Raw genomic sequence first — 21,415 nt, 5'->3', positions numbered from 1 at the left:
GGCGAGGCAGTGTCATGAGCAAGGGCAGACCGGGGCCGCTCGCGCGCGGCTTCGACCGGATCGAGAGGGGGCTCGACCGCGCCTTCGGGCCGGAGTGGAACCCGCTGGCGCAGCTCGGGCCGCTGGGGTGGTTCCTGTTCTGGATCGTCACCGTCACCGGGGCCTATCTCTTCGCCTTCTTCGACACAGGGCTCACGGAGACCTACGCCTCGATCGAGTGGATGAGCCGCGCGGGGTGGTGGCATGCGGGGCTTGCGCGCAGCCTGCACCGCTACGCCTCGGACCTGATGGTGGTGGTGATGTTCACCCACCTCCTGCGGGAATGGGCGCTCGGGCGGTTTCGCGGGGCGCGGTGGTTTTCATGGTTCACCGGCGTGCCGATCATCTGGTTCGTCTACATGTCCGGCATCACCGGATTCTGGCTCGTCTGGGACCGGCTGGCGCAATATGTGGCGATCACCACCGCGGAGTTTCTCGACACCCTCGGCATCTTCGGCGAGCCGATCGCGCGCAATTTCCTCTCGCCCGCGCATCTGTCGGACCGCTTCTTCACGCTGATGGTGTTTCTCCACATCGCCATCCCGCTGATCCTGCTTCTCTTGATGTGGATCCACATCCAGCGCATCTCCGCAGCCCGCACCCGCCCGCCGCGCGGCCTCGCGGCCATCACGCTCGGGGCGCTCGTTGTCGCCGCGCTGATCGCTCCCGCCCCGCTCAACGGCCCGGCCGATCTCTCGACCGTTCCGCAGGCGGTGGGGCTCGACTGGTTCTTCCTCTCCGCCTACCCCGTCCTCGAGCGCGCCGCGGCGCCGCTTGTCTGGATCGGCGCGGTCGTGGGCACGGTGGCGGTCGCCGCCCTGCCCTGGGCGCCGCCGCGCCCGCCCCGCGAGAAGCCCGCGGAAGTGTTTCTCGACCACTGCAACGGCTGCGAGCGCTGCGTGGCCGACTGCCCCTACAACGCCATCCGCATGGTGCCCCGCAGCGACGGCGCGCCTTTCGCCTTCGAGGCGCAGGTCCTGCCCGACCGCTGCGTTGCCTGCGGCATCTGCATGGGCGCCTGCCCCTCGTCCTCTCCCTTCCGGCGCTCGGGCGGGCTGGTGACGGGCATCGACCTGCCCGACCTCAGCCTTGCCGAGCTGCGCGCGCAGGTGATCGCGGCAGCCGAGGCGCTGCCCGCCAAGGCCGGCGCGCCGCGGGTGCTGACGCTTTCCTGCGCGCATGGCGCGGGGCATGAGGAGGCGCCGGGCCGCGTGGTCATGCCCTGCGTGGCGATGGCGCCGCCCTCGATGTTCGACTTCATCCTTTCGCGCGGGCTGGCGGATGGGGTGGTCATCGCCGGCTGTGCCGCCCGCGAGTGCCACAACCGCTTCGGCCGCGCCTGGACCGAGGCGCGCGTTGCCCGCGCGCGGGACCCGATGCTGCGCGAGCGTGTCCCGCGCGAGCGGCTTCTCACCGTCTGGGCAGGGCCTACCGAGGCCGCAAGGCTCGCGCGCGAGACCAGCGATTTCGGTGCGCGGCTCGCCGGTCTCGGCCCGCTGCAGCGCGTGCGCCCGCTGAGCGAGGAGGAGCGCGCCGAGGCGTTGGCGCTCGGGCGACAGACGATCAGGAGGGCGGCGGAATGACGGGGCGGGTTGTGCATCTTCTGACCGGCGGGGCCGTTTCGCTGGCGCTGTTTCTTGCGGTGGCGGCGGTCTCGCAATGGCCGAGCTGGCAGAGCGTGCCGGACGAGGCGGCGGTGATCAGGCTGAGCCTGCGCCATGGCGGTGTGCGCGCGTGCCGCCCCGCCAGCGAGGAGGAACTGGCCCGCCTGCCGCCCAACATGCGCCTGCGCGAGATCTGTGACCGCCGCCGCGCCCCGGTGCATGTGCGCCTCGTGCTCGACGGGCAGGCGCTTATCGACCGCGCCGTGCCGCCCTCGGGGTTGTGGGGGACGGGGCCCTCGCGGCTCTATGCACGCTTCGCCGTGCCTGCGGGTCCGCATCAGATCGCGCTGTGGCTGGCCGAAAACCCCGAGGGTGATGGGGCGCGGTGGGAGCTTGCCCGTCAGGTGACGCTCACGCCAGGCGAGAACCTTGCCATTGACTTCGATACCGAGGCGGGGGGATTCGTTTTTCACGAAGGGAGGCGAGAGGATGGCTGAACTTGTCTGGCGCGAGTCGTTTTCGGTGGGCGATCCGGCTGTCGATCACGAGCACCGGGAACTCATCGAACTGGTCAACGCCGCGGCGCGCCGCATCAGGGCCGGTGCACCGGCCGAGGAGATCGACGCGGCCTTCGGCGATCTTCTGGCCGCCGTTTCGGGCCATTTCGCCCATGAGGAGCGGCAGATGCAGCGGGCCGGCTACCCCGCCTACCCCGAGCACAAGGCCGATCACGAGCGGCTCATCGACCGGCTGCGCGAGCTGATGGACGAGGCCCATGAGGCGCCCGAAGCCGCGGCCGAGGCGACCGTCGAGGCGCTGGCCGAATGGTTTGAGGGCCACTTCGCCACCCATGACGCGCGCCTGCACGGGGCGCTCGGCCCGCACGAGCACTGAAGCTCAGGCCGGCAGCCGCGCCTCGATCCGCGCGGCCGGAAAATGGCGGAGCGCGCGCGCCTGCGCCTCCTCGTCGAGCAGACAGAGCGCGGTGGAAAGCCCATCGGCGACGGCCGCATCGGGGGCGGAGACGGCGAGCTTGCGCCAGCGGGGGAGAACGGCGCCCTGGCGCGGATCGAGAATGTGGCCGATGCGCCCTGCGCGATCGAGCACCGTGCCGAGCGGCTCGGAGGTGGCCAGCGCGCGGTCGGCAAGCTGCAGCGTCCTGCCCTGAAGCTGCACCGGCCAGCCCGCCCCGCGCCCCGCGCCACCGCCTAGCGCGCGCAGCTCGCCGGTATCGATCATCACCTCGTCAAAGCCGCGCGCGGCGAGCGCCTCGGCCACGCGATCGGCGGCCCAGCCCTGGGCGATGCCGTTGAGCGTGAGCGCCATGCCCCGGCCAAGCCGCACTTCACGGCCGGTGAGGCTCACCCGCTGCCAGCCGACGCGCCCGAGAGCGCGGGCCGCGTCGCCACCGCCCGCAAGGGCGGTGAAGAGCGGCTGAACGCTCGGGTCGAAGGCGCCTTCCGTGGCCGCATGCAGCGCATCGCACAGGGCGAGGAGCCCCGAAAGGGTCGTGGAGGGATTGACGATCACGCCCGTGCGGTTGAGGCGCACGAGTTCGGAGTCGCGGCGGTAGAGGCTGGCCGCGCGCTCCACGCGCGCGATCTCGCCAAGGGCGGCGCGAATGGCGCTCCGGGCGCGCTCGGGCGCTTCGCTGCGCAGGCGGATCGAGGCCTCGGCCCCGAACACCCGCCCGCGCCAGATGACCTCCGGCGCAGGCGCGGCGTACCCGAAGGCAGCGGCGAGCCCCGCGAGCGAGGCCGTGACGAGAAAGCGGCGTCGGGTGAGGGTCATGGCCGTATCCCCTGCGGTGGGGGCGCGGCGCCCGCATCGGCGCGCGGCCCCGAGATCGCCGGCCAGAGCGCGGCAAGCGTTGCCGCGAATGCCGCGACCCACAGGAGCGCGGCGCCGACGAGGAGCGCGAGGTAGAGCCCGGCACCGGCCCATTCCGCACCGGCGCGCGTCAGGGCGGCGAGCGGCAGGAGCGCGTAGGCCAAGGCCACCGGCCCCGGCGCCACCAGCCCCCGGCCCGTGTGGCCCAGGATCGCCCGGCTCATCACCGCGAGCGTCATGCCGCCCACAGCACCGATGCCGAGAACATGTACCGCCGCGCCCTCGGGCATGAGCCCGAAACCGGACAGCCCGAGCGCGAGGAGCCCCAGCCCGAGCGCCGCCATGCCCAGATGCAGCGACCAGAGGATCGGTTGGCCCAAGGCAAAGCCCAGCCGCCAGCGCATCAGGCGCAGAAGCTGCGCCAGCCCGGCAAGGCAAAGGAGGCCAGCCGTGAGCGCGCCTTCGCTGCCAAGAAGCGTCAGCAAGGCGGCCGCGGTCGTGGCGAAGATGGCCGCCAGATCGGCGGCCCTGAGCGAGACGGGCCAGCGCGCCTCCGCCTCTCCGGCCCGCTTCATGGCGTTGCGTGTGAAGGCAGGCGTCACGCGCCCCCCGATCACCGCGATCATTGCTCCCAGTGTCAGGAGCCCGGCCAGAAGCCCGGCATGTGCGTCTTCTCCCTGCATCCAGGCGATCTGCACGCGCAGATCGGCCAGCCAGGCCAGCACGAGGAAGAAAAGGAAGGCCACGTTCTGCGGCTTCGGCCGGCGGCGCAGCTGATCGGCCACCCGCGCCATCACCACCGGCAGGAAGGCGAGCGCGGCAAGGGCCACGGCCGGAGGCGGCAGGAGCGGCGCGAGCCATACGGCGAGACGTCCGCCAAGCCACAGCGCCGCGGCGAATCCGATGAAGCCCATGCGTGCGGCCGGGGTTCCCGTCCATGAGGGAACGGCGGTGAGAAGAAAGCCGCCCAGCGCCGCCGAGCCGTAGCCGAAGACCATTTCATGTGCGTGCCACAGCACCGGCTCTTCGCCAAAGGGAAGAAACGGTGCTGTCTCGCCGAGCACTGGGGCCGCGAGCCACAAGAGCCAGGCCAGCATCGAGACGACGGCAAAGGCGAGCGCGGCGAAAAAGAACGCCCGGAAGCCTTCCGACAGCAGGCGCCGGGCCACGGTCATGTCGTCGCCGCGGCGCGGGCGCGCCGCTTGAGCACCACGCAGGTTTCCGGGTCGTGGTAGATCATCTGGCATCGCAGGCATAGCAGGCACTCATTGGGGTTGATGCGTCCGATCGGGTCGATGGCGCCGGCGGTGCAGCGCTGTTCGCACAGCCGGCACTCCCGCCCGCACTGGGGGCGGCGGTCGAGCCAGTCGAAGATCCGCAGCCGCGCCGGAATCGCCAGCCCCGCGCCAAGCGGGCAGAGGTAGCGGCAGTAGAACCGCTCGATGAAAAGCCCCGCCGCGAGCAGCGCCACGACAAACAGGACGAAGGGCCAGGCGCGCATCATTCGCAGCGTGATGGCGGTCTTGAAGGGCTCAATCTCCGCGAGCAGGAGCGCCTTTTCCATCGAGTGGAAGCTCACCGCGATGATGGCGACGAAGGCGGTGTATTTGATCAGCCAGAGCCGCTCATGCACCGCATGCGGCACGGCGATCTGGCGGATGCCGAGCCGGCGCGCGGCGATGTTGGCAAGCTCCTGCGCCGCCCCAAAGGGGCAGAGCCAGCCGCAATAGACCCCCCGGCCCCAGAACAGAAGGCCCAGCGCCACGAAGGACCAGAGAGTGAAGATCACCGGCTCGATCAGGAAGGTCTCCCAGCGAAAGCCCGACAGAAGCGCATGCAGGAAGGCCGCCACCTGCACCACCGAAAGCTGTCCACCCACCCACAGGCCAAGCCACAGGAAGGTGACGGCGAGAAAACCCGCCCGAAGCCCCAGCCACAGCCGCTTGTGGCGGACAAGAACCGTCTGGAAGAGAAGGATGAGAAACAGCACGCCGAGCTGCACCCCCACCCCGACGACGACCGGCCAGCGCGCCGCCCAGGCCTCTTCCCAGCTTGCCGGGGGCGGCGCCGTGGGCGCGCTGCGAAACTCGGCCGGCACTGCATAATTCACGGCCAGCCGCGCCTCGGCCGTGCCGCCTCCGCGCGCCGGGCGGGCGATGGTCAGCTCCACCGTGAAAGGCTGTGCAGGGTCGAAGCCCTCGGCGGGCAGGCGGAAGAGGCTCATCTGTTCGAGCGGCGGCGCATCCGCGGCGGCAAGCTTGTCGACAGCGATGAAGCCCTCCGCCGAGGGGTGAAAGCGCGTCTCCCCCTGACGGATTGTCAGCGTCTCGAACACACCCTTGCGCCGCCAGCGCGTGCCGCGGTGGCCGACAAGTCCCGAAGAGCCGACGAAGAGCACGGACTGACCGGGCAGAAGCTCGGCCATGGCGCGAGCGTAGAGGTGTTCGCCGAGAAGGTTGCGCCCGATGGTAGGCGGGTCGATGAGAGCGACATGAAGGCGGACATAGTCGCCCTCCCCTTCCGGTGGCGGGACAGTGGCACTGGCCATCTGCGCGCGGGCCTCCTGCAAGGACAGGGACGCCGTGGCAATCGCGCCGATCCCGGAAAGCTCGGCCCAGCCGGCGGGGCGGAATGCCGTCCGGTCGATTCCGCCGCCCGAGATCGCACCCGTGGCCTCCGCCAGAAGCCGCGCGGTGCGAAGCACGGCATCACGCATCACTCCGCTGGTGACGGTGGCACGGGCGATGGCGGGCGGCGGGCGGTTCTCCTCTTCCAGCGGACGGCTCAGGTCGATTCCCGAAAAGCCCTCGGCGAAGCGGGCGAAATCTTCATCCGAGAGCCCCAGTGTGAGCACCGGCTCCGCGTGCGAGGCAAGCCGCACGCCGAGGATCTTCCCCCGGCCCGGCCCGGAAACCCCCACGGCCACCACCAGGTCGAGCGGCCGGCCAGAGTAACCCGTGGAGGCGACGAGTTCCCGACTCGAGCCGATGGCGGCGAGAACGCCCTTCCCCGGCGCAACAAGGCGCCAGTGCGGCACCGGCGCAGCGTGATGTTCGAGCCTTGCACCCGCTGCCGGGGCAAGGCTTTGGGCCAGAACATCCGCAAGCTCGCCCGCCACGCGCTCGGCCTTTTCCTCCGGTGTCTCGGCGCTGGCCGGCGCAGCAGAGATGACTGCCGCAAGCGCGAGGAGCCCAAGCGCGCGGGCAAGCCCGGCGGTGAGGCAGGCAAGGCAGGGCGCAAGGGAGACGCTTCTGAACATGCGCGGACAGTGCCACCGGCTTTCCGCGTTCTCCTTGACCGAAGTCAAGGCGGCAAGACGGGCACTCATCTAGCAGGGGTGGCGGGCTTCTCCCCGAAGTTCCGGCGAAAAGGAGACGGACATGACTGCGATACCGACCAGACGGGTGTTGCGCAGCGCTGCCGCTGTCGCGCTCGTTGTCGGCCTCGGCGCCGCCGGCGCCTGGGCCCAGAACGCCCCGAAGGGCCACGAGACAAAGCCGGGGGGGCAATACGTTCCCAGCATGAACACCCTCTCGCAGATCGGCGTCGAGATCCCCGGCCGCAAGCCGGGTGACCCGGTGATGACGCCGGCCGAATACAGCCGCGCCAACACCATCTACTTCGAGCGCTGCGCGGGCTGCCACGGCGTGCTGCGCAAGGGGGCGACCGGCAAGGCGCTGACGCCCGACATCACCCGCGAACTCGGCTACGAGTACCTTCACGACTTCATCAACTATGGCTCGCCCGCCGGCATGCCCAACTGGGGCACCTCCGGCGAGCTGACCGAGGAAGAAGTCGACATGATGGCCCGTTACCTGCTTCTCGATCCGGCGCAGCCGCCCGAGTGGGGCATGCCGGAGATGCGGGCGAGCTGGAAGGTGATCCTGCCGCCCGAGGAGCGGCCCACCGAGAAGATGAACGACATCGACATCGACAACCTCTTCTCAGTGACGCTGCGCGATGCCGGCCAGGTGGCGCTGATCGACGGGAACACCTACGAGATCCGCGCGGTCATCGACACCGGCTATGCGGTTCACATCAGCCGGCTTTCGGCCTCGGGGCGCTATCTCTTCACCATCGGCCGTGACGCCAAGGTCACGATGATCGACCTGTGGATGGACCCGCCCGCCACCGTCGCCGAGATCAAGATCGGCACCGAGGCGCGCTCCGTGGAGACCTCCAAGATGGAGGGCTGGGAGGACAAGTATGCCATCGCCGGCGCCTACTGGCCGCCGCAATGGGTGATCATGGACGGCGAGACGCTCGAGCCGCTCAAGATCAAGTCCACCCGCGGCATGATCTATGACGAGCAGACCTATCACCCCGAGCCACGCGTGGCCTCCATCGTCGCCTCGCACTACCGGCCGGAGTTCATCGTCAACGTCAAGGAAACCGGCAAGACGTTGATGATCGACTACACCGATCTCAAGAATCTCAAGATCACCGAGATCGAGACCGAACGCTTCCTGCATGACGGCGGCTTCGATTCGAGCGGGCGCTACTTCCTCGTTGCCGCCAACGCCCGCGGCAAGATCGCGGTGATCGACACCAAGGAGGACAAGCTCGTCACCCTGGTCGAGACCGGCGGGCAGACGCCGCACCCCGGCCGCGGGGCGAACTTCGTGCACCCGGTCTACGGGCCGGTCTGGGCGACCTCGCACCTTGGTGACGAGACGGTGGCGCTGATCGGGACCGATCCCGAAGGCCACCCCGAGAACGTTTGGAAGGTGGTGCAGACGCTCTATGCGATGGGCGGCGGCTCGCTCTTCGTGAAGACGCACCCGGAATCGCATCACCTCTATGTGGACGCGCCCCTCAACCCCGACCCGGAGATTTCGGGCTCGGTTGCGGCCTTCCGCATCGAGGACATGACGCAGGAAGAGCCCGAATACACGGTGCTGCCGATTGCCGAATGGGCCGGCATCGCCGAGGGCCAGCCGCGCGTGGTGCAGGGTGAGTTCAACCGCGAGGGAACCGAGATCTGGTTCTCGGTCTGGAACTCCTCGGACAAGGAGTCGGCCATCGTCGTGGTTGACGACAAGACGCTGGAGCTCAAGCACGTGATCAAGGATCCGCGCCTGATCACGCCGACGGGCAAGTTCAACGTCTACAACACCCGCAACGACGTCTACTGAGGACGTCCATCAGCCGGGGGCCGGACATCTTCCGGCCCCCGGAACCCTAGTAATTCACCCCGAAGGGGAGGCCGAAGGCGATGGCTGAGCGCGAAGCGGCAAAAGGCCGGGTGCATCTTGTCGGGGCAGGCCCCGGCGACCCCGAACTTCTGACGCTCAAGGCCGTGCGGCTTCTCGAGCGCGCCGATGCGGTGGTGCATGACCGGCTGGTTTCGGCCGAGATCCTTGCCATGGCGCCGGCGCGCGCGCGGATGATCCCCGTCGGCAAGGCGGCGGGCTTTCACAGCGTGCCGCAGGAGCGGATCAACGAGATTCTCGCCGAGTTGGCCCGCGAGGGGCTCGAGGTGGTCCGACTGAAGGGGGGTGACCCGTTCATCTTTGGCCGCGGCTCGGAGGAGGCGGCGTATCTGCGCGCCCGCGGCATCGCGGTTGACATCTGCCCCGGCATCACCTCGGCGCAGGGCGCGGCGGCCGGAACCGGCGTGCCGCTCACCCATCGCGGCCTTGCCTCGGGCGTGCGCTATGTCACCGGCCACCGCCAGGGCAGCGCGCCGCTCGATCTCGACTGGCAGGGCCTTTCCGACCCCGCAACCACGCTCGTCATCTACATGGGCGCGACCAATATCGCCGAGATCGCCTTCCACCTGATGGCGGCGGGCCGGCCGGGCGCGACGCCGGTGATGGCGGTGAGCGGCGCCACCACCGCGGCCGAGCAGCGTCACGTCTCGCGGCTCGACCGGATCGGGCTTGAGATGCGCCTCTCGCCCCTGCCCTCGCCGGTGCTCTTCATCGTGGGCGACGTGGTGCGGCTGGCCGATGCGGGCGGGGGCGAGCGCCTCACCCTTTCCGCGGCCGCGATCGGGGCCGGAGCGGCCAATCGCATAGCGGCGGCGCTGAAGGGGATCTGACCCATGCCCTGGCTGGCAAGCCTCCTCATGCTGACGCTCCTCATGCTCACGGGGGCGACGGCTCAAGCCGAAGAGGCCCGCGACGTGGAGCGGCTCGTGCGCCAGGATTGCGGCTCCTGTCACGGGCTCACCCTCAAGGGCGGGCTTGGCCCGGCGATCACCCCCGAGGCGGTGGCGAAATACGACGACGAGACGCTTGCCGAGATCATCCTTGACGGCGTGCCGGACACGCCGATGCCGCCGTGGCGGGCGCTCCTCGGGCCGGGCGAGCTCGAGGCGATCATCGCCTACCTCAGAAAGGGAGAGTCACAATGAGACGCAGGGAGTTTCTCGCCGCAGCGGCGCTTGGCGCCGCGCCTCTCGCGGCCCGCGGGGGCGGCCCCGAGGGATGCACCGCGCGCGCCACCGGCGGGCTCGGGATCGTCATCGAGCGCGCCAGCGGCTCGGTGCTGATCGTGGACCGCATCGCGCGGGCGGCCGTTGCGCGAGTGGAGGGCTTGGGCGATCTCTCCCACGCCTCGGCCGTCTATTCGCCCGACGAGCGCTTTGCCTTCATCTTCGGCCGCGACGGCGGGCTGACCAGGCTCGACATGATCGAGGCCCGCATCGCCGGGCGCGTGATGCAGGCGGGCAACTCCATCGGCGGGGCGATCTCCGACGACGGCCAGCTCGTCGCGGTGTCGAACTACGAGCCCGGCGGCGTGCGCGTCTTCGATGCCGAGACGCTCGAGATGGTCGCCGACATTCCCGCCGACTCGAAGACGGTGGGGCTCGTCGATGCGCCCGGCCGCCGTTTCGTCTTCTCGCTGTGGGACAGGGGCGAGACATGGATCGCCGACTTCGAAGGCGCGGGCGCCCCCCTCATCACCCGGATCGCGGGGGTGGGAGACCGGCCCTATGACGGGCTCGTCACCGGCAACGGGCGCTTCTACATCGCCGGGCTTTTCGGCGAGGATCATCTGAGCCTCATCGACCTCTGGGCCGAGCGCCCCGCCCCCCGCCCGATCCTGCCCGGCTATGCCGCCCATGACGAGAAGCTGCCCGTCTACAAGATGCCGCATCTCGAAGGCTGGGCCTACACCGGCGAGGCCTTCGTGCTGCCCGCGGTGGGGCTGCATGAGGTGCTGTGGGTGGACGGGCGCAGCTTCGAGCCCATGGGCGTCACCCCGACCCACGGCCAGCCGGTCTTTGCCATGGCCCGCCCGGACGGCCGGCAGGTGTGGGTGAACTTCGCCCATCCGCTCAACGACGTGGTGCAGGTGATCGACACGCAAAGCCGGCAGGTCATCCACACGCTGAACACCGGCCCGGCGACGCTGCACATGGAATTCGCCCCGCGCGGGCGGGAGGTGTGGATCTCGGTGCGCGACGAGAACCGGGTGAAGATCTTCGACACGCAGAGCCTCGAGCAGCTCGCCGAGATCGAGGCGACAAGCCCCTCGGGCATCTTCTTCACCGCCCGAGCCCACAGGATCGGACTCTGAACCATGCCCGAGCGACTGGACCCCACCGACATTCGCCTGATCGACGCCAACCAGCGCGGCTTTCCCGTCTGCGATCGCCCCTTTGCCGAGATCGGCCGGGCGCTCGGCCTTTCGGAGGCGGAGGTGCTCGACCGGCTCGCGCGGCTCGCCGCCGAGGGCCGCATCAGCCGTGTGGGGGCGACAGTGGCGCCCAACACGATCTCGGCCAGCACCCTCGTGGCGATGCGCGTTCCCGACGGGCGCATCGATGGTGTCGCCGCCCTCGTTGCCGGCGAGCCGGGTGTCAACCACGCCTATCTGCGCGAGCATGACTGGAACTTCTGGTTCGTTCTCACCGGACCCGATTCGGCCTATGTCGAGAGCCGGCTGGAGCGGCTCCGGCGCGACACGGGTCTTGCCGCCCTCGATCTGCGGCTGAGGCGCGCCTTCAACGTCGATCTGGGCTTTTCGCTGTCGAAGACGAACGCGCTGCCGCCCGCGCCCCGCGCGCCCCGGCGCGAGCTCCTCGAGCCCGGCGACCGGCCTATCCTGCAGGGGCTCACCGAAGGGCTCGAGCTCTGCCCCGACCCCTGGGGAGCACTTGCCGCGCGCCTGGGCCGGGCACGTGCGGAGGTGATGGGCCGGGTTCGGGAGCTTGGCGAGGCCGGCATCATCTCGCGCCTCGGCATCATCGTACGCCATCGCAGCCTCGGCTGGACGGCAAACGCGATGGTGGTGTGGGACATGACCCCCGAGGAGATCGATTCCGCCGGCCCCGCGCTCGCGGCAACGCCCGGTATCACCCTGTGCTATGAGCGCCGCCCGGCGCCGGGTTGGCCCTACCGGCTTTACACGATGATCCACGCCAAGAGCCGTGCCGAGGCGCTGGCCACGCTCGAGCGCGCGGCCGAGGCCCACGGCCTTGCCAGCGTGCGGCGCGAGGTCCTGTTCTCGGTGCGCTGCTTCAAGCAAAGCGGCGCGCTCATCGACGCCGCGCCTCACTGGCGCGCGGGGGTTGCCCGATGAGGCGGGAGGTGAGGGCAGAGCTCGACGCGTTCGACCGCGCCATTCTCAACCGGCTGCAGGACGACCTGCCGCTTGTCTCGCGTCCCTTTGCGGTGGTGGCCGAGGAGCTGGGCATCGGCGAGCGCGACCTTCTCGAAAGGCTCGAGCGGCTGCGCGCGGAGGGCATCATCACCCGCTTCGGCCCCTTCTTCGACGCCGAGGCGATGGGCGGTGCCTTCTGCCTCTGCGCCATGGCGGTGCCGCCGGAGCGATTCGACGAAGTGATGATCCAGGTCAATGCGCAGCCGGAGGTCGCGCACAATTATGAGCGCGATCACAGGCTGAACATGTGGTTTGTTCTGGCCACCGAGACGCGCGAGGAGATCGACACCGTGGCAGACAGGATCGAGGCGCAGACGGGGCTGAGGGTGTTCCGCTTTCCAAAGGAGCGGGAGTTCTTCATCGGCTTCCGGGTGGCGGCATGAAGCTTGATGCGACCGACCGCGCGCTGATCGCCGAGACGCAGGCCGGGCTGCCGCTCGTGCCCGAGCCCTTTGCCGAGATCGGCGCGCGGCTCGGCCTGCCCGAGGGCGAGGTCATCGACCGGCTTGCCGCCATGCGTGCGGCCGGCATCATCCGCCGCATCGCCGCCGCACCCAACCACTACGCGCTGGGGCTCACCTTCAACGGCATGACGGTGTGGGACGTGGACGACGGCCGGGCCGAGGCGCTCGGGGCGCAGGTGGGCGCGCTCGATTTCGTCTCGCACTGCTACCTGCGCCCGCCCGCGCTGCCCGACTGGCCCTACAATCTTTTCGCCATGGTCCACGGCACAAGCCGCGAGGAGGTGGAGGAGAAGCGCGCCAAGATCCGGGCGATGCTGGGGGAGGCCTGCCGCGCCGACGACATGCTGCTCTCGCGCCGCATCCTCAAGAAAACGGGCCTTCGGCTCAAGCGCAAGGAGTGAGGGGATGTTCCGCCTCAGCGACTACATGCGCCAGATCACCAACCCGACCCCGGTGCGCACCCGCCCGCCCGGCCGGCCCGTCAAGCCGGTGGTGATCTGGAACCTCACCCGCCGCTGCAACCTGCGCTGCCGGCACTGCTACACCGTCTCGGCCGATGTCCACTTCCCCGGCGAGCTCAGCCACGAACAGGCGATGGGCGTGGTCGAGGACATCGGCGCCTTCGGCGTGCCGGCGCTGATCCTCTCGGGAGGCGAGCCGCTCGACCGCTTCGACTTCTTCGACATCGCCCAAGCGGCGCGCAGGCAGGTGCGCTATCTGGCGCTGTCCACCAACGGCACGAAGATTGCCGGTGAGACGGCCGACCGCATCGCCGAGATCGGCTTCGACTATGTCGGCATCTCCATCGACGGCATCGGCGCCACCAACGACTGGTTCCGTGGCGTGGACGGCGCCTATGAGGCGGCGGTGCGCGGCGTGCGGGAGTGCAAGGCGCGCGGCATCAAGGTGGGCCTGCGCTTCACCATCACCCGCGACAATGCCGATCAGCTCGACGACATCCTCGCCCTCTGCCGCGCCGAGGGGGTGGACAAGTTCTATCTCAGCCATCTCGTCTATGCCGGGCGCGGCGACAAGCACCGGGCCGAGGATGCAGACCGCGCCCGCGCCCGCGCCGCCATCGCCCGGCTGATCGAGGTGGCATGGCAGGCGGTTGAAGCGGGCGAACGCTTCGACATCGTCACCGGCAACAACGACGCCGATGCGGTGGCCTTCCTCAAATGGGCCGAGTCGCGCTTCGATGACGCCACCTGCGCCCATCTGCGCGCCCATCTTGCCGCCTGGGGCGGCAATTCCTCCGGCGTGGGCGTGGCCAATATCGACCATCAGGGCCGCGTGCACCCCGACACCTACTGGTCCGACTACACCGTCGGCAGCGTGAAGGAGACGCCCTTCTCGGCGCTCTGGACGGGCGATGATCCGATGCTGGCCGAGCTGCGCCGCCGCCCCCGCCCGCTCAAGGGCCGCTGCGGCGCCTGCGCCTTCAAGGATGTGTGCGGCGGCAACACCCGCATTCGCGCCCTGCAGCTCACCGGCGATCCCTGGGCCGAAGACCCGGCGTGCTATCTCGATGACGCCGAGATCGGCGTCGAGACCGGCGGCCCGCGCGTGGAAGTCACCCCCTTCCGAGGCAAGTCACATGATCCGGCTCATCGCTTCTTCTGACCGCGCTTCGCTCCTTGCACTCGCCCTTGCCGCGCTCGCCCCTGTCGGCGCTGCGGCTCAGGATGCCGCCGCCCTCTACGCCGAGCATTGCGCCGCCTGCCACGGCGAGGGGCGGCTCGGCGGGCAGGGTCCGGTGCTCATCCCCGAAACGCTCGGCCGGCTCAAGGGGGAGCGGCTTGAGGCAGTGATCCGCGACGGCCGCCCGGCCACGCAGATGCCGGCCTTCGGCGAGGTGCTGGGCGAGACAGAGATCGCCGCGCTCGCCGCCTGGCTGCATGAGCCGGTGGAGCCGCTCCCCGTCTGGGGCATGGCCGAGATCGCCGCGAGCCGCGAGATGTCCGGGGACTACACCCCCGCGGCCGCGCCCGTCTTCGAGCCCGACCCGATGAACATCACGCTGGTGGTGGAGAAGGGCGACCATCACGTCAGCGTGCTCGATGGCGACAGCTTCGCCATCCTCGACCGCTTTCCCACGCCCTATGCCGTGCATGGCGGGGTCAAGTTCAGCCCCGACGGCCGCTTTGCCTACATCATGTCGCGCGACGGCTGGGTGCAGAAGTATGACATCTGGTCGCTTGCCGAGGTGGGGCGCGTGCGCGCGGGCATCAATGCGCGCAACATTGCGCTCAGCCATGACGGCAGGTGGCTTGCGGTGGCCAACTACCTGCCGCGCTCGCTCTCCATCCTCGATGCCGGCACGCTCGAGCCCGTGCGCGTGATCGACGTGATCGCCCGCGACGGCACGCCCTCGCGCGTATCCGCCGTCTATCAGGCGCCCCAGCGCAAGAGCTTCATCCTCGCGCTGAAGGATGCTCCCGAAATCTGGGAGATCGCCACGGACCCTGATGCCGGCCCCTTCTACGAGGGCTTCGTGCACTCCCGCGAGGCCGGCATGGTCGAGGCTGTGGGCGCCGAAGAGGGGCTCTTCGCCCGCCGCCGCATCCTGCTCGAGGAGCCGATCGACGATTTCTTCTTCACCACCGACTACCGCCACCTCATCGGTGCCTCGCGCGATGGCAGCCGCGGGGTGGTGGTCAATCTCAATGTCGGGCGGGTGGTTGCCGAGCTGCCCCTGCCCGGCATGCCGCATCTGGGCTCGGGCATCTCGTGGACGATGGCCGACGGGCGGCGCGTGATGGCCACGCCGCATCTGAAGGAGGGCAAGCTCACGGTGATCGACACCGAAACCTTCGAGGTGGTGAAGGTGATCGAGACGCTCGGCCCCGGCTTCTTCCTGCGCAGCCACGAGAACACGCCCTATCTCTGGGCGGATGTGTTCTTCGGCCCCAACCGCGACGTGATGCATGTCATCGACAAGCAGAGCCTCGAGATCGTGCGCACGCTGCGCCCCGTGCCCGGAGCGACCGTGGCGCATGTGGAGTTCGACCGCGACGGCAGCCATGCCTTTGTCAGCGTCTGGGAAGATGAGGGCGCCCTCATCGTCTATGACGCCGCCACGCTCGAGGAGGTCACGCGCCTGCCCATGCGGAAGCCCTCGGGCAAGTACAACGTGTGGAACAAGATCCGCTTCTCGGAAGGCACGAGCCACTGAGCCATGCCCTGCTGCGGGAGCCGCCCGCTGCCACTGGCGCGATGCCGCCCGCTCCCGGGCCTGCTCAGCCTTGCCGTTCGGCAAGCCAGCGGGCCATCGCCCGCAACCGAGCCTCGCTTTCCGGGCAGTAACCCATGGCACGAAGGTAGCCGTGAATGAGCCCCTCGCCGGGATCGAGCACCACCGGCACGCCCGCGGCCCGCAGCGCCTCGGCATAGGCCACGCCGCTGTCGCGCAACGGGTCGTGTTCTGCCACTGCGATATAGGCCGGCGGCAGGCCCGCATGGCTCTCCGCCAGAAGCGGCGCGGCACGCGGGTTGTGCAGATCGGCCGGATCGGGGCAGTACATGGCGTTGACCCGATCCATGTCCGCCACCCGCACGATCGGCCCTTCGGGGTTTTCAAGATAGGACGGGCGTGAGTTGTCGAAGTCGCAGACCGGGTAGATCAGCAGCTGCGCCCGAAGCGGGATCTCTCCCCGCAGATCGAGCGCCGCCGCGGCGGCCAGGTTGCCGCCGGCGCTGTCGCCACCGAGCGAGATGCGCTCGGGATCGATGCCGAGCGCGTCAGCGCCGGCATGGGCCCAGCGCACCACGGCATCCACCTGCTCGAGCGCGGCCGGAAAGGGGTGCTCGGGCGTCTTTGCGTAATCGACCGAGATCACCGTCTGCCGGTTCCAGGCGGCGATGCGCGCGGTGATGTCCCAATGCGTCTCCGGGCTGCCCTGCATGAACGCGCCGCCGTGCATGTAGATCAGCGCCGGCTGGCGCGGCCCGCCCCCCGCGTGGCGGAAGAAGCGCACCCGCACGCGGCCCGCCGGGCTTTCGACCCATTCCTCGCGGTCCGTTTTCACGTCTTCGGGCGTGGGCAGGCGCATGTGGCGGGCGATCACCTCGAAATGCGCGCGCCGCTCTGCCGGTCCGGCGCCGGGCGGCAGGCTCGCCCATTCCGCCTGCCAGCGTTCGAGAAAGGGTTCCAGGTCAGGCCTGATCGTCATCGCCTGGCTCCTCCTGCCTCACAAGGGCGAGAATCATTTCCACCGCATGCGCGCGCAGCCGTGCCTGCGCCTCCTCCGAGAACAGCTCATCTCCGAAAAGCGCCGAGAAGGTGGGGCGGTTGGAGACGTTGAAGAAGCTCAGCGCCGAGATGTGCCAGTGCAGTTCGAGCGGGTCGACGCCGGGGCGGAACACGCCCTCCGCCTCTCCGCGCCGCAGAATTTCGGTGAGCCGGGCCACGGCCGCGCGGTTGCGCTCCGCGGCCACGCGCGAGGCGCGCAGATGCGCCGCGCGGTGGATGTTCTCGATCATCACCATGCGGATGAAGGCCGGGTGGCGGCGGTGGTGGTCGAAGGTGAAGGCGACAAGCCGCGCCAGCGCCTCGGCGGGCGGCAGCCCGCCCAGGTCGAGCGCCTCCTCTCCGCGCCGCACCTCGTCATAGGCGGCCTCGAGGCAGGCGCGGTAAAGCCCCTCCTTGTCGCCGAAATAATAATAGATCATCCGCTTCGACGTGCGGGTGCGCGCGGCGATCTCGTCGATCCTTGCCCCCGAAAGCCCCCTCTCGGCAAAAACCTCGCCGGCCGCGGCCAGAATGTCGCGCCGCACGCCTTCGGGGTCGCGCCGGGCCGGCGCTCCGTCCGCCCCGCCCTCGGCTGGCTCCACCTCTTTCTCTTTCGGCCCTGTCGTCGTGTCCATTCCTGCCCTCCCCGCCAGAAGCTAGCCGAGAAGTGTTTTAACTGTCCAGTACAAAACTCTTGACGTAATGTACGAACCAGTACAAACATTCCCCTCGCCAGCATTGGCCGGGCTGCCGGACGGGCATCCAACAGACGGAGGGAGGAAGCCGTGCAGGAAATCACGGGCAAGGACCGCACAGGCCGGACGATGCCTGATGCCGGCAATGCGCCCACCGATGCCGCGGGCACGATCCGCGCGGCGCTGATCGGGGCCGGTATCGGCGCCTCGCGCACCCCGGCGATGCACATGGCCGAAGGCCGTGCACAGGGCCTTGCCTATCACTACGACCTGATCGACACGGCCGGCCGACCCGGTGCCGACATCGGCGCACTCCTGGCCGAGGCGGAGGCGGTCGGCTGCCGGGGGGTGAACGTCACCCATCCGTTCAAGCAGGCCGCGCTCGCCCATCTCGACAGCCTTTCGCCTGCCGCCGAAGCGGTGGGGGCGGTCAACACCGTGGTGTTCGAGGACGGGCGCCGCCATGGGCACAACACCGATTGCTGGGGCTTTGCCGAGGCCTTCGCCCGCGAACTGGCCGAGGCACCCCGCGAGGTAGTGCTTCTCCTCGGGGCTGGCGGCGCGGGCGGGGCGGTCGCCGAAGCGCTGATGGCGCAGGGCGTGGGCCTGCTGCTCATCCGCGACTCGCGCCAGGAGGCTGCCGAGACCCTGGCGCAGCGCCTTGCCGCGCGCCACGGCGCGGCGCGCGTCGAGGCGGTGAGCCCCGGCACGGAAGCGCTCGCCGCGGCAGCGCAGCGCGCATGCGGGCTCGTCAACGCGACGCCCATCGGCATGGCCAGCCATCCCGGCCTGCCCCTGCCCGCCGCGCTCATCAGGCCCCGCCACTGGGTCGCCGACATCGTCTATTTCCCGCTCGAAACGGAGCTTCTCGCCACCGCTCGCGCCCGCGGCTGCCGGGTGATGAGCGGGGCGGGCATGGCCGTGTTCCAGGCCGTGCGGGCCTTCGAGCTGTTCACCGGCTGCAAGGCCGACCCCGACCGGATGCGCGCGGCCTTCGAGGCTGCGGGCAGCCGCCAGACCGCCGGGACGTCCGGCACCCTCAGCGCACCAAGGGAGGACCGATAATGCGCAACATCCTGACCGGCGGCATCGCCGCCATGCTGCTCAGCGCCACCGCCGCAATGGCCGACAAGGTGGAGCTGATCTACTCCGACACCGTGGCCGAGAACGACATCCGCTCGCAGATCCTGCGCAAGGAATTCGGCGAATGCCTCGGCGACGACTTCGACTTCAAGTCCTACCACGGCGCGACGCTGTTCAAGCAGGGCACCGAGCTGACGGCGATGCAGCGCGGCAACCTCGACATGGGCAACCTCGCCATCTTCGACTTCTACAACCAGGTGCCGCACACCAAGGTGCTCGGCGCGCCCTTCCTGTTCCGTGACTACGAGCACATGCGAGCGGTCTACAATTCCGACCTCCTTGACGAGCTGTGGAAGGAGATCGAGGAAAAGGCGCAGGTGAAGATCCTCGCCACGCCCTACAACGGCACGCGCCACCTCGGCTACAAGGGCGACAAGCGGGTGATGACCCCCGACGACCTGAAGGGCATGAAGCTGCGCATGCCGCCGGGCGAGGGCTGGCAGCTCGTGGGCCGCGCCATGGGCGCAACCACCGTGCCGGTACCCTTCACCGAGGTCTACACCGCGCTGCAGACCGGGGCGATCGACGGTCAGGACAACGGCTTTCCGGCCACCCGCTCCATGAAGTTCGACGAGGTCATCAACCACATCGGCAAGACCGCGCACCTCGTCGGCCACAACCTCTTCACCATCTCGCTGGCGAAGTGGAACTCCCTCACCCCCGAGCAGCAGGCCAGGGTGCAGGAGTGCGCGAAGAACTTCGAGCGCGCACTCGACGAGGCCACGCTGAAGCTCGAGCAGGAGCTCGAGGCCGACATGAAGGCGAAGGGGATCGACATCTACACCCCCGACCTCGACGCCTTCGTGGCGAACGTCAAGAAGGTCTATGCCGCCGAGGGGCAGGACAAGGACTGGCCCGAGGGCCTCTACGACCGGATCAACGGCTACACCGCCAACTGATCCTTGCGGGAGCCGGCGGCGGGCGGTGATGATCGCCCGCCGCCTTGCACTGAAGGGAGGGCCTGCCAATGGACCGACTGCGCCGGATCGCCGGGCGCCTCGCCGTGCTGGTCAATCACCTGACGGCGGGGCTTCTGTTGTCGATGTTCGTCGTCTTCCTTCTGCAGATCCTGTTCCGCTACGTCCTCGGCTGGCCGGTGCTGTGGACCGTGGAATGGGTCACCATCGCCTGGCTGTGGGGCATCCTGCTGGCCTTCGCCTTCGTGCTCACCCCCGGCGAGATGATCCGCCTCGACATCTTATACAATGCCGCGCCGCGTGGCGCGCGCCGGGCGATGGATGTCTTCGTGGGGCTGGTGACGGCGGCGATCTTCGCCTGGACCCTGCCCCATGCCTGGGACTACGTGACCTTCATGAAGATCGAGCGCACCGCCGCCTTCCAGTGGCGCTTCGACCTTGTCTTCGCGGTCTACATCCCCTTCCACATCGCCGTGATCGTCAGGATGCTGGCGCTGGTCTGGGCCGGCATCGCCGGAGACCGGCCGCGCGCCGAGCTGGAACCCCGGCCGGAGACCCACGACTATGACTGATCCGTTCACGCTGTCGATGCTGCTCATCGTGGCGCTGGCGCTTTCGGGGCTCAGCGTCGGGATCGCGATGATGTGCGGCTCCTTCCTTTACCTGATCCTGATGGACATGCGCTTCCCGCGTGGCTTCGACCCCTCGATCACCACCGAGCAGCTGCTTCAGGGGCTCTACAACGGCTACACGCTGCTTGCGATCCCGCTGTTCATCCTTGCCGCCGACATCATGAACGTGGGCAGCCTCGCCGACCGGCTGCTGCGCTTCTGTCAGGCGCTGGTGGGCCGGTTCCGGGGCGGGCTCGGGCATGTCAACGTCGTCTCCTCGGTGATCTTCTCGGGCATGTCAGGCTCTGCGGTGGCCGATGCGGTGGGCATGGGCAAGATCGTCATCAACCTGATGACCCGCGACGGGCGGTACACCCCGGCCTATGCCGCGGCGATCACCGCCGCGACCGCGACCGTGGGGCCGATCATCCCGCCCTCGATCCCGATGGTGCTCTACGCCCTCGTCTCCGACCAGTCGATCGGCTATCTCTTTGCCGCGGGGCTCCTGCCGGGGCTGCTGATGGCGGCGATGATGGCGCTGACCAACTTCCTGATCGCCCGCCGGCGGGGCTTTCCGGTCGACGAGGCGGTGCCGCTGCGAGAGCTGCCGCGCGCCACCTTCGAGGCATTCCCGGCGCTGATGCTGCCGGTGATCCTGCTGGGCGGCATCTACGGCGGGGTGATGACGCCGACAGAGGCAGCCGCCGTTGCCGCCGCCTATGCGCTGACGATCTCGGTGGTGTTCTACCGCTCGGTCTCCTTCGACGCCTTCTGGGCGGCACTGAAGGCGGGATCACGCTCCACCGGCGCCATTGGCGTGCTGATCGCGGGTTCCATCACCTTCAACTACGTGATCACGCGTGAGGACATCCCCAACGCGCTCGCCGGCTTTCTTGCCGGTTTCGATCTGGGGCCGACGGGCTTTCTGATCCCGGTGAACCTCCTGCTTCTCGCGCTCGGATGCGTGCTCGAGGGCGGGGCGATCATCCTGATCGTGCTGCCGATCCTGCTGCCCACCGCGCAGGCGCTGGGCGTCGACCTTGTCCATTTCGGGGTGATCACCGTCGTCAACGCCATGATCGGGCTGGTCACCCCGCCATATGGGCTGTTGCTGTTCATCACCGCCAACATCACCAATCAGCCGGTTGGCCGGATCATCGCCGAGATCTGGCCGTTCATCCTGGCGCTGTTCGCCGCGCTCGCCGCCATCACCTTCCTGCCCGATTTCGTGCTATGGCTGCCACGACTGCTGGGTTACACGGGATGAC

The 21,415-nt window shown here is 69.3% G+C and carries 21 protein-coding genes; 16 read left to right on the top strand and 5 right to left on the bottom strand.

Annotation, left to right across the window (positions count from 1 at the left end; genetic code table 11):
* Window positions 1–14: 14 nt before the first annotated feature.
* From BLQ14_RS08885 to BLQ14_RS08875, 3 genes are read left to right on the top strand one after another with little or no spacing between them, the layout of a single operon-like run.
* Entirely contained in the window at window positions 15–1,622 is a 1,608-nt protein-coding gene (locus BLQ14_RS08885; protein ID WP_092500178.1) for a cytochrome b N-terminal domain-containing protein, read from the top strand.
* Window positions 1,619–2,140, top strand: coding sequence for a hypothetical protein (locus BLQ14_RS08880; RefSeq protein ID WP_092500177.1), 522 nt, complete (start codon window positions 1,619–1,621; stop codon window positions 2,138–2,140). Before BLQ14_RS08885 ends, BLQ14_RS08880 begins: the two co-directional genes overlap by 4 nt.
* The gene (locus BLQ14_RS08875; protein WP_092500176.1) at window positions 2,133–2,537 is read left to right on the top strand and encodes a bacteriohemerythrin; all 405 of its coding nucleotides are present in this window, start codon (window positions 2,133–2,135) and stop codon (window positions 2,535–2,537) included. Before BLQ14_RS08880 ends, BLQ14_RS08875 begins: the two co-directional genes overlap by 8 nt.
* 3 nt (window positions 2,538–2,540) lie before the next feature.
* Here BLQ14_RS08875 and BLQ14_RS08870 read toward each other — a convergent pair whose 3' ends face one another.
* From BLQ14_RS08870 to BLQ14_RS08860, 3 genes are read right to left on the bottom strand one after another with little or no spacing between them, the layout of a single operon-like run.
* Complete coding sequence (locus tag BLQ14_RS08870; protein ID WP_092500175.1) at window positions 2,541–3,434, bottom strand: FAD:protein FMN transferase; 894 nt, start codon at window positions 3,432–3,434, stop codon at window positions 2,541–2,543.
* A complete protein-coding gene (locus BLQ14_RS08865; RefSeq protein WP_092500174.1) occupies window positions 3,431–4,648 on the bottom strand; it encodes an NnrS family protein in 1,218 nt (405 codons plus the stop codon). Before BLQ14_RS08865 ends, BLQ14_RS08870 begins: the two co-directional genes overlap by 4 nt.
* Entirely contained in the window at window positions 4,645–6,732 is a 2,088-nt protein-coding gene (locus tag BLQ14_RS08860) for a NosR/NirI family protein (protein WP_092500173.1), read from the bottom strand. The genes BLQ14_RS08865 and BLQ14_RS08860 overlap by 4 nt, the downstream gene beginning before the upstream one ends.
* 121 nt (window positions 6,733–6,853) lie before the next feature.
* On the opposite strand from BLQ14_RS08860, the gene BLQ14_RS08855 reads away from it, so the two are divergent.
* The 9 genes from BLQ14_RS08855 (at window position 6,854) to BLQ14_RS08815 (ending at window position 15,725) form a co-directional block, all read left to right on the top strand.
* Entirely contained in the window at window positions 6,854–8,608 is a 1,755-nt protein-coding gene (locus BLQ14_RS08855; protein ID WP_092500172.1) for a nitrite reductase, read from the top strand.
* Window positions 8,609–8,688: 80 nt separating this feature from the next.
* The gene (gene cobA, locus BLQ14_RS08850; protein ID WP_092500171.1) at window positions 8,689–9,516 is read left to right on the top strand and encodes a uroporphyrinogen-III C-methyltransferase; all 828 of its coding nucleotides are present in this window, start codon (window positions 8,689–8,691) and stop codon (window positions 9,514–9,516) included.
* 3 nt (window positions 9,517–9,519) lie between these two features.
* Entirely contained in the window at window positions 9,520–9,831 is a 312-nt protein-coding gene (locus BLQ14_RS08845) for a c-type cytochrome (protein WP_092500170.1), read from the top strand.
* Window positions 9,828–11,000: a cytochrome D1 domain-containing protein gene (locus BLQ14_RS08840; protein WP_092500169.1), complete on the top strand. Its 1,173-nt coding sequence runs from the start codon at window positions 9,828–9,830 to the stop codon at window positions 10,998–11,000. The genes BLQ14_RS08845 and BLQ14_RS08840 overlap by 4 nt, the downstream gene beginning before the upstream one ends.
* A gap of 3 nt (window positions 11,001–11,003) precedes the next feature.
* On the top strand, window positions 11,004–12,005 hold the full coding sequence (ahbB, locus tag BLQ14_RS08835; protein ID WP_092500168.1) for a siroheme decarboxylase subunit beta: 1,002 nt from the start codon (window positions 11,004–11,006) through the stop codon (window positions 12,003–12,005).
* Window positions 12,002–12,469: an Lrp/AsnC family transcriptional regulator gene (locus BLQ14_RS08830; protein WP_092500167.1), complete on the top strand. Its 468-nt coding sequence runs from the start codon at window positions 12,002–12,004 to the stop codon at window positions 12,467–12,469. The genes ahbB (BLQ14_RS08835) and BLQ14_RS08830 overlap by 4 nt, the downstream gene beginning before the upstream one ends.
* Complete coding sequence (gene ahbB / locus BLQ14_RS08825; protein ID WP_092500166.1) at window positions 12,466–12,951, top strand: siroheme decarboxylase subunit beta; 486 nt, start codon at window positions 12,466–12,468, stop codon at window positions 12,949–12,951. The genes BLQ14_RS08830 and ahbB (BLQ14_RS08825) overlap by 4 nt, the downstream gene beginning before the upstream one ends.
* A 4-nt stretch (window positions 12,952–12,955) precedes the next feature.
* Complete coding sequence (nirJ, locus tag BLQ14_RS08820) at window positions 12,956–14,173, top strand: heme d1 biosynthesis radical SAM protein NirJ (RefSeq protein WP_092500165.1); 1,218 nt, start codon at window positions 12,956–12,958, stop codon at window positions 14,171–14,173.
* Entirely contained in the window at window positions 14,148–15,725 is a 1,578-nt protein-coding gene (locus BLQ14_RS08815) for a nitrite reductase (protein ID WP_092500164.1), read from the top strand. Before nirJ ends, BLQ14_RS08815 begins: the two co-directional genes overlap by 26 nt.
* A 64-nt stretch (window positions 15,726–15,789) precedes the next feature.
* Here the strand turns inward: BLQ14_RS08815 and BLQ14_RS08810 are convergent, their stop codons facing one another.
* Together BLQ14_RS08810 and BLQ14_RS08805 are read right to left on the bottom strand one after the other, a co-directional pair.
* Window positions 15,790–16,722: an alpha/beta hydrolase gene (locus tag BLQ14_RS08810; protein ID WP_092500163.1), complete on the bottom strand. Its 933-nt coding sequence runs from the start codon at window positions 16,720–16,722 to the stop codon at window positions 15,790–15,792.
* Window positions 16,706–17,416: a TetR/AcrR family transcriptional regulator gene (locus BLQ14_RS08805; RefSeq protein WP_092500162.1), complete on the bottom strand. Its 711-nt coding sequence runs from the start codon at window positions 17,414–17,416 to the stop codon at window positions 16,706–16,708. The genes BLQ14_RS08810 and BLQ14_RS08805 overlap by 17 nt, the downstream gene beginning before the upstream one ends.
* A gap of 150 nt (window positions 17,417–17,566) precedes the next feature.
* Between BLQ14_RS08805 and BLQ14_RS08800 the strand changes: the two genes are divergently transcribed.
* From BLQ14_RS08800 to BLQ14_RS08785, 4 genes are all read left to right on the top strand, one after another.
* Window positions 17,567–18,541, top strand: a complete 975-nt coding sequence (locus BLQ14_RS08800) for a shikimate dehydrogenase (protein WP_245657018.1) — start codon at window positions 17,567–17,569, stop codon at window positions 18,539–18,541.
* Complete coding sequence (dctP, locus tag BLQ14_RS08795; RefSeq protein WP_092500160.1) at window positions 18,541–19,518, top strand: TRAP transporter substrate-binding protein DctP; 978 nt, start codon at window positions 18,541–18,543, stop codon at window positions 19,516–19,518. The genes BLQ14_RS08800 and dctP overlap by 1 nt, the downstream gene beginning before the upstream one ends.
* 68 nt (window positions 19,519–19,586) lie before the next feature.
* The gene (locus BLQ14_RS08790) at window positions 19,587–20,108 is read left to right on the top strand and encodes a TRAP transporter small permease (RefSeq protein WP_092500159.1); all 522 of its coding nucleotides are present in this window, start codon (window positions 19,587–19,589) and stop codon (window positions 20,106–20,108) included.
* Entirely contained in the window at window positions 20,101–21,414 is a 1,314-nt protein-coding gene (locus BLQ14_RS08785; RefSeq protein ID WP_092500158.1) for a TRAP transporter large permease, read from the top strand. The genes BLQ14_RS08790 and BLQ14_RS08785 overlap by 8 nt, the downstream gene beginning before the upstream one ends.
* Window position 21,415: the final 1 nt, after the last annotated feature.

Source organism: Meinhardsimonia xiamenensis, assembly GCF_900102905.1.
Classification (GTDB): domain Bacteria; phylum Pseudomonadota; class Alphaproteobacteria; order Rhodobacterales; family Rhodobacteraceae; genus Meinhardsimonia; species Meinhardsimonia xiamenensis.
This window is presented reverse-complemented; position numbering and strand designations above follow the sequence as displayed.

What these genes read in the sequence shown, in the direction of transcription:
- BLQ14_RS08885 (WP_092500178.1), top strand. Translation starts at nt 15, where the DNA reads ATGAGCAAGGGCAGACCGGGGCCGCTCGCGCGCGGCTTCGACCGGATC.
- BLQ14_RS08880 (WP_092500177.1), top strand. Translation starts at nt 1,619, where the DNA reads ATGACGGGGCGGGTTGTGCATCTTCTGACCGGCGGGGCCGTTTCGCTG.
- BLQ14_RS08875 (WP_092500176.1), top strand. Translation starts at nt 2,133, where the DNA reads ATGGCTGAACTTGTCTGGCGCGAGTCGTTTTCGGTGGGCGATCCGGCT.
- BLQ14_RS08870 (WP_092500175.1), bottom strand. Translation starts at nt 3,434, where the DNA reads ATGACCCTCACCCGACGCCGCTTTCTCGTCACGGCCTCGCTCGCGGGG.
- BLQ14_RS08865 (WP_092500174.1), bottom strand. Translation starts at nt 4,648, where the DNA reads ATGACCGTGGCCCGGCGCCTGCTGTCGGAAGGCTTCCGGGCGTTCTTT.
- BLQ14_RS08860 (WP_092500173.1), bottom strand. Translation starts at nt 6,732, where the DNA reads ATGTTCAGAAGCGTCTCCCTTGCGCCCTGCCTTGCCTGCCTCACCGCC.
- BLQ14_RS08855 (WP_092500172.1), top strand. Translation starts at nt 6,854, where the DNA reads ATGACTGCGATACCGACCAGACGGGTGTTGCGCAGCGCTGCCGCTGTC.
- cobA (WP_092500171.1), top strand. Translation starts at nt 8,689, where the DNA reads ATGGCTGAGCGCGAAGCGGCAAAAGGCCGGGTGCATCTTGTCGGGGCA.
- BLQ14_RS08845 (WP_092500170.1), top strand. Translation starts at nt 9,520, where the DNA reads ATGCCCTGGCTGGCAAGCCTCCTCATGCTGACGCTCCTCATGCTCACG.
- BLQ14_RS08840 (WP_092500169.1), top strand. Translation starts at nt 9,828, where the DNA reads ATGAGACGCAGGGAGTTTCTCGCCGCAGCGGCGCTTGGCGCCGCGCCT.
- ahbB (WP_092500168.1), top strand. Translation starts at nt 11,004, where the DNA reads ATGCCCGAGCGACTGGACCCCACCGACATTCGCCTGATCGACGCCAAC.
- BLQ14_RS08830 (WP_092500167.1), top strand. Translation starts at nt 12,002, where the DNA reads ATGAGGCGGGAGGTGAGGGCAGAGCTCGACGCGTTCGACCGCGCCATT.
- ahbB (WP_092500166.1), top strand. Translation starts at nt 12,466, where the DNA reads ATGAAGCTTGATGCGACCGACCGCGCGCTGATCGCCGAGACGCAGGCC.
- nirJ (WP_092500165.1), top strand. Translation starts at nt 12,956, where the DNA reads ATGTTCCGCCTCAGCGACTACATGCGCCAGATCACCAACCCGACCCCG.
- BLQ14_RS08815 (WP_092500164.1), top strand. Translation starts at nt 14,148, where the DNA reads ATGATCCGGCTCATCGCTTCTTCTGACCGCGCTTCGCTCCTTGCACTC.
- BLQ14_RS08810 (WP_092500163.1), bottom strand. Translation starts at nt 16,722, where the DNA reads ATGACGATCAGGCCTGACCTGGAACCCTTTCTCGAACGCTGGCAGGCG.
- BLQ14_RS08805 (WP_092500162.1), bottom strand. Translation starts at nt 17,416, where the DNA reads ATGGACACGACGACAGGGCCGAAAGAGAAAGAGGTGGAGCCAGCCGAG.
- dctP (WP_092500160.1), top strand. Translation starts at nt 18,541, where the DNA reads ATGCGCAACATCCTGACCGGCGGCATCGCCGCCATGCTGCTCAGCGCC.
- BLQ14_RS08790 (WP_092500159.1), top strand. Translation starts at nt 19,587, where the DNA reads ATGGACCGACTGCGCCGGATCGCCGGGCGCCTCGCCGTGCTGGTCAAT.
- BLQ14_RS08785 (WP_092500158.1), top strand. Translation starts at nt 20,101, where the DNA reads ATGACTGATCCGTTCACGCTGTCGATGCTGCTCATCGTGGCGCTGGCG.